This is a genomic window from Burkholderia sp. E168m23 (assembly GCF_016586125.1).
Taxonomy (GTDB): Bacteria; Pseudomonadota; Gammaproteobacteria; order Burkholderiales; family Burkholderiaceae; genus Burkholderia; species Burkholderia orbicola.
In genome coordinates this window covers 1-5,406 of sequence record NZ_BCPP01000476.1, presented here as the reverse complement: position 1 = coordinate 5,406, position 5,406 = coordinate 1, and the positions used below count along the sequence as shown (strand labels likewise).

General features: G+C 69.4%; 7 protein-coding genes. 5 read left to right on the top strand and 2 right to left on the bottom strand.

Features of this window, described 5'->3' with window-relative positions:
• From JMF90_RS22480 to JMF90_RS22460, 5 genes are all read left to right on the top strand, one after another.
• A partial coding sequence (locus JMF90_RS22480) for a zinc ribbon domain-containing protein (protein ID WP_201325444.1) occupies nt 1–206 on the top strand: 206 nt, incomplete at its 5' end.
• A 320-nt stretch (nt 207–526) separates the two neighbouring features.
• Entirely contained in the window at nt 527–1,159 is a 633-nt protein-coding gene (locus tag JMF90_RS22475; protein ID WP_011546942.1) for a LysE family translocator, read from the top strand.
• A gap of 12 nt (nt 1,160–1,171) precedes the next feature.
• The gene (locus JMF90_RS22470) at nt 1,172–1,708 is read left to right on the top strand and encodes a GNAT family N-acetyltransferase (protein WP_011546941.1); all 537 of its coding nucleotides are present in this window, start codon (nt 1,172–1,174) and stop codon (nt 1,706–1,708) included.
• A 110-nt stretch (nt 1,709–1,818) separates the two neighbouring features.
• Complete coding sequence (locus JMF90_RS22465) at nt 1,819–2,553, top strand: metallophosphoesterase (RefSeq protein WP_011546940.1); 735 nt, start codon at nt 1,819–1,821, stop codon at nt 2,551–2,553.
• Between the two features lie 58 nt (nt 2,554–2,611).
• Complete coding sequence (locus tag JMF90_RS22460; protein WP_011546939.1) at nt 2,612–3,223, top strand: alpha/beta fold hydrolase; 612 nt, start codon at nt 2,612–2,614, stop codon at nt 3,221–3,223.
• A gap of 81 nt (nt 3,224–3,304) precedes the next feature.
• On the opposite strand, the gene JMF90_RS22455 is transcribed toward JMF90_RS22460, so the two are convergent.
• Together JMF90_RS22455 and JMF90_RS22450 are read right to left on the bottom strand one after the other, a co-directional pair.
• Nucleotides 3,305–4,627, bottom strand: a complete 1,323-nt coding sequence (locus tag JMF90_RS22455; protein ID WP_011546938.1) for an ATP-binding protein — start codon at nt 4,625–4,627, stop codon at nt 3,305–3,307.
• On the bottom strand, nt 4,624–5,364 hold the full coding sequence (locus tag JMF90_RS22450; RefSeq protein WP_006480534.1) for a response regulator: 741 nt from the start codon (nt 5,362–5,364) through the stop codon (nt 4,624–4,626). Before JMF90_RS22450 ends, JMF90_RS22455 begins: the two co-directional genes overlap by 4 nt.
• Between the last annotated feature and the right edge of the window lie 42 nt (nt 5,365–5,406).

The window sequence follows — 5,406 nt, the reverse complement described above, 5'->3', positions numbered from 1 at the left end:
AAGTCGACGAAAGCGGTTCGACCCAGTCCTGTTCGGCGTGCGGGTCGAAAGACAGCACGACGCGGCCGAAAGGTATCGCGGGACTGAGAATAAGAGAGTGGGCCTGCAGTAGATGTGGTGTCGAGCATGATCGAGATACCAACGCTGCGTTGAACATTCTCCGATGCGGACGTGCATCGCCAGATGTGGGAATCCTCTCCCTTTAGGGAGAGGGGGACGTCAAGGTTGTATGTCTCCGGGCGGCGAGCCCGTTGTTCTGACGGGCTGTTGCGAGTAGCGCGCGCGCGCCGACATCCACCCGGCGGTGCGAGACCGGCGACGTCCGCGCGCGACGACGCGGCGGGCATGCCCGCTGCGGCCGGTATGGTAGTTGGAACCGGTTCCGTTCCAAAGCGGAATAATGACAACAGTTTCTTGTCAAAATTGAGATAGTCGGAGCGCGGCCATAGCCACGGCTGCCGCGCCTGTACAGCGCGAGGCGACGCGGACGATAATCGGCTGCGCGCTTTCCTCCGGGAGTTCCTTCATGCATGAAACGACCCTGCTGATCTTCGCCGCCGTCGCGTTCGTCGGCATCGCGACACCTGGCCCGACCGTGCTGCTCGCGCTGACCAACGGCTCGCGCTACGGCGTGCGCCGCGCGGCGTTCGGTTTCGCGGGCGCGATGCTGTCCGACTTCGTGCTGATCGTCGCGGTCGCGCTCGGCCTCGGCGCGCTGCTGATGGCGTCGGCGTTCTGGTTCTCGGTCGTGAAGTGGCTCGGCGCCGCGTACCTCGCGTATGTCGGCATCCGGCTGCTGACGTCGAAAGGGGCGCTCGACGTCGTGGTCGCGCAGCGCGGCACGGCCTCCGGACGCAACGCATCGATCTTCGCGAAAAGCTTCCTGACCGCGGTGACGAACCCGAAGGGCTATCTGTTCTTCTCCGCGTTCCTGCCGCAGTTCCTCGATCCGCTGGCGCCGCTCGCGCCGCAGTACGTCGTGCTCGCGGTCACGTTCGCGCTGCTCGACGGCGCGGTGATGTTCGGCTACGCGCTGCTCGGCGCACGCGCGGTGCGGCTGCTGAAGCGCTCGGGCGCGCTGTGGCTCGAACGCACGTGCGGCGCGATGCTGCTCGCGCTCGCCGGTTCGCTGGCGCTGTACCGGCGCCATGCCGCGTAGGCGCCGGGCTCGATGAAAATCGCCACGCCGCCCCGCGCCGGTTTCCCCGGCCTGTCGCTCAGGCAACTCGAACGCGCGGATCTCGACGCGTGGTACGCGTACCTGTCGAACCCCGACGTGTTCCGTCACACGAGCTGGAATCTGCGCTCGCCCGACGATCTGCTGCCGATGTTCGACAACATCGAATCGACCGATCCGGATTCGATCCGGCGTCTCGCGATCGTCGACACCGCGTCGGGCGCGCTCGCCGGGACGATCGGGCTGCATACGGTGTCCACCGTCAACCGCTCGGCGGAGATCGCGTACGACCTTGCGCCGTCGCACTGGGGGCGCGGCATCGCGAGCGCGGTGTGCGACGCCGTCACCGCGTGGGCGTTCACGCACGGCGGCTTCATGCGCATGCAGGCGGTCGTGCTGACCAGCAACGCCGGCTCCGCGCGCGTGCTGCAAAAGTGCGGCTACCGCTACGAGGGGTTGCTGCGCGCCTACAAGATGGTGCGCGGCACGCCGGGCGATTTCGCGATGTACGCACGCCTCGCGACCGACTGACGTGCCCGCCGCGGCATCGCGTGCCGATGCCGTGAAGCGATTGCACGACCCGATTGCACGACCCGCGCCGAATTGGCGACAATCGCCACTCCCCTCATCGACTTGCCGCCATGAAAATCGCCGCGCTCTCCGACATCCACGGCAACCTCGCCGCGCTCGACGCGGTGCTCGACGATGTCCGCCGCCGCGGCGCCGACGTGATCGTCAATCTCGGCGACATCGTGTCCGGCGCACTCCATCCAGCCGAAACGGCCGACCGCCTGATCGCGCTCGACCTGCCGACCATCAAGGGCAATCACGAGCGGCAACTGCTGACGCTCGATCGCGACGCGATGCGGCTGTCCGATCGCTGGGCGCATGACACGCTACGCGCCGACCATCGCGCCTGGATCGCCGCGCTACCCGAACGCCTGACGCTCGACGGCGACGTGCTGATGGTGCACGGCACGCCCGCCAGCGATCTCGTCTATTTCCTCGAAACGGTCACGCCCGACGGCTGCCGCGCGGCGACGCCCGATGAGGTCGCGCAGCGCGCGGGCGATACGGCGGCCTCGCTGATCCTGTGCGGCCACACGCATGTGCCACGTACCGCGAAGCTCGACGACGGCCGGCTGATCGTCAATCCGGGCAGCGTCGGGTTGCAGGCGTATGCGGACGACCTGCCGCATCCGCACCGGATCGAGACGGGCTCGCCGCACGCCCGCTACGCGATGGTGTCGCGCACCGCCGCCGGCTGGAGCGTCGAATTCCATGCGGTCGAATACGACTGGCATACGGCCGCCGCCATCGCGGCGTCGCGCGGCCGCGACGACTGGACCGTCGCGCTGCGCACGGGCCGCTGCTGACGCGCTCGCGCCGCCCTGCCACCCTGCTTCGCCTCAACTACGGAAACATCAACACGCCATGCCCGTTCCGTCGCAACTACTCTTCCTGCCCGGCGCATCGGGCAGCACCGCGTTCTGGCAACCGCTGGCCGGCATGCTCACGCATCCGGCCGAGCGGCGAATCGTCGCCTACCCGGGCTTCGGCGACACGCCGCGCGATCCGGCCGTCGACGATTTCGACGGTCTCGTGCGTCATGTACTGGCAACCGTCGACCGGCCGACCGCCGTGATCGCGCAATCGATGGGCGGCGTGATCGCGATGCGCGCGGCGCTCGACAAGCCGGATCTCGTCACGCATCTCGTGCTGACGGTCACGTCCGGCGGCCTCGACATGGCCGGGCTCGGCGCGCAGGACTGGCGCGCCGGTTTCGCCGAAGCGAACCCGCGGTTGCCGGACTGGTTCATGACGTTTCGTGCGGACCTGTCGCAGGACATCGGCCGTATCGCGCAGCCGACGCTGCTGCTGTGGGGCGACGACGATCCGATCAGCCCGGTCGCGGCCGGCCGGCGCCTGCTCGAATGGCTGCCCGATGCGCGGTTGCACGTCGTGCCGGGCGGCCGACACGATCTCGCGGCCGTGCATGCGCAAGCGCTCGCGCCGCTCGTCGACGCGCATCTGCAACGCGTGTGACGCAGCACCCATCGCACACGTTGCACACGTCGCACGCTTCGACACGCACCCGACACCGCGACGCTCGCGCGCCGCGTCGCATCATCCCGCGTTCCTCAGCGTCAGCCTCGCCTCGAGGCCGCCGCCGTCGGCCCGGTTGTTCAGCGTGAGCGTGCCGCCCATCGCGAGCGCGAGCTGCTTCGCGATCGCAAGCCCGAGCCCCGTGCCGCCCGTCTCGCGGTTACGCGACGTCTCCACGCGCCGGAACGGCTCGAACACCGCGTCGAGCTGATCGTCCGGAATGCCGGGCCCGCGGTCGAGCACCGCGATCACCGCGCCGCCGTCCGGCGCCGCCTGCACGTCGATCTCGGCCGCGCCCGCGAACTTCAGCGCGTTGTCGACCAGGTTGCCGACGATGCGGCGCAGCGCCTTCGGCCGCGTGACGAGCGCGAGCGGCGCGCGGCTGTGCAGCGCGACGTCCTGCCCCGCATCCGTGTAGTCGTACACGATGCTGTCGAGCAGCGCATCGAGATCGATGCGACGCGCGACTTCCTCGGTGCCGTGCAGCGTGCGCGCATACGCAACGCCCTCCTTCACCAGATGCTCCATCTCGAGCAGGTCCTGGCGCAGCTTCGCGCCCTGCGTGTCGTCGTCCATCACGTCGACGCGCAGCCGCATCCGCGTGATCGGCGTCTGCAGATCGTGCGAGATCGACGCGAGAATCTGCATGCGCTCGGCCATGTACTGCGCGATGCGGTCCTGCATCGCGTTGAAGGCCCGCGCGGCGCGCGCGACTTCCGACGGCCCGTCTTCGTTCAGCCGCTCGCCCTTCAGGTCGGGGCCGAGCGCGTCGGCCGCCTGCGCGAGCTGCTTGAGCGGCCGCGTCGCGAGCCGCACCGCGAGCCAGCAGCACGCGGCCAGCACCGCGAGCTGCACCACGAGCACGGCCGGCAGCCAGCCCGACAGCGGCACCGTCGACATCGGATGGATGTCGATCGTCAGCGGCGACCCGTCGGTCAGCCGCAGATGCACCTGCAGATGTTCGCGGTCGCCGGGGATCGAATTCGCGGTCAGCGGATAGTCGCCGCCGATGCCGTCCGAGATCGAGCGCTCGACGCGCGCCGACAGCCGCGCTTCCGGCGGCGTGCCGGTCTGGCCCGGCCCGAGGATGAACGCATAGCTGCGCCGCGCGAGACGCGGCAGCCATGCGGTGCGCTCGGCGGGCGGCAGATGGTCGAGCAGCGCGACCGAGCTGGCGACCTCGCGTTCGATGTAGCCCATCATCAGGTTCGTGGTCGCCTGGTCGCGCTCGGTCACGGTGAGCCAGAACGACAGCGTCTGCGCGAGCGCCAGGCCCACGCACAGGATCAGCGCGAGCCGCGCGAACAGCGAACGCGGCCAGTGCCACGGCGCGCGCGCGCTCATGGCGTACCGTCGACGGCGGTCACGGCCGACGAGAACACGTAGCCCTCGTTGCGCAGCGTCTTGATGTAGCGCGGCTCGCGCGCGCCGTCGCGCAGGCGCTGGCGCAGCCGGCTCACGAGCAGGTCGATCGAGCGGTCGAACGGGTCGGACTGGCGCCCTTGCGTGAGGTTGAGCAACTGGTCGCGCGTCAGCACGCGCTGCGGGTTGTCGAGGAACACGCGCAGCAGCCGGTATTCGGCACCGCTCAGCGCGACCAGCGTGCCTTCGGTGTCCAGCAGATGGCGCCCGGTCGTATCGAGCTGCCATTCGCCGAACGCGAGCAGTGCGGCCGTTTCCGTCACCTGCATGCCGGGCGGCAGCATGCGCGCGCGGCGCAGCACCGAGCGGATTCGCGCGAGCAGCTCGCGCACCGCGAACGGCTTGGCCAGGTAGTCGTCGGCGCCCATCTCGAGGCCGATGATGCGATCGGTTTCCTCGCCGCGCGCGGTCAGCATCAGCACCGGCACCGTGCGGAACTTGCCGGCGCGCAGGTCGCGGCACAGCGTCAGGCCGTCCTCGCCGGGCAGCATCAGGTCGAGGACGATCAGGTCGGGCGCGCCGTCATCCAGCGCGTTGCGCATCTCGCGGCCGTTCGCGGCCAGCGACACGCGCATGCCGTTCTTCTCCAGGTAGTCCGCGATCAGTTCGCGGATCGCGCGATCGTCGTCGACGATCAGCACGTGGTCGATCTTGTCCATGAGTCGTTGCCGGTATCGGTGTCGGGGTTCGGGCGGGGGCGA

What these genes read in the sequence shown, in the direction of transcription:
- JMF90_RS22475 (WP_011546942.1), top strand. Translation starts at nt 527, where the DNA reads ATGCATGAAACGACCCTGCTGATCTTCGCCGCCGTCGCGTTCGTCGGC.
- JMF90_RS22470 (WP_011546941.1), top strand. Translation starts at nt 1,172, where the DNA reads ATGAAAATCGCCACGCCGCCCCGCGCCGGTTTCCCCGGCCTGTCGCTC.
- JMF90_RS22465 (WP_011546940.1), top strand. Translation starts at nt 1,819, where the DNA reads ATGAAAATCGCCGCGCTCTCCGACATCCACGGCAACCTCGCCGCGCTC.
- JMF90_RS22460 (WP_011546939.1), top strand. Translation starts at nt 2,612, where the DNA reads ATGCCCGTTCCGTCGCAACTACTCTTCCTGCCCGGCGCATCGGGCAGC.
- JMF90_RS22455 (WP_011546938.1), bottom strand. Translation starts at nt 4,627, where the DNA reads ATGAGCGCGCGCGCGCCGTGGCACTGGCCGCGTTCGCTGTTCGCGCGG.
- JMF90_RS22450 (WP_006480534.1), bottom strand. Translation starts at nt 5,364, where the DNA reads ATGGACAAGATCGACCACGTGCTGATCGTCGACGACGATCGCGCGATC.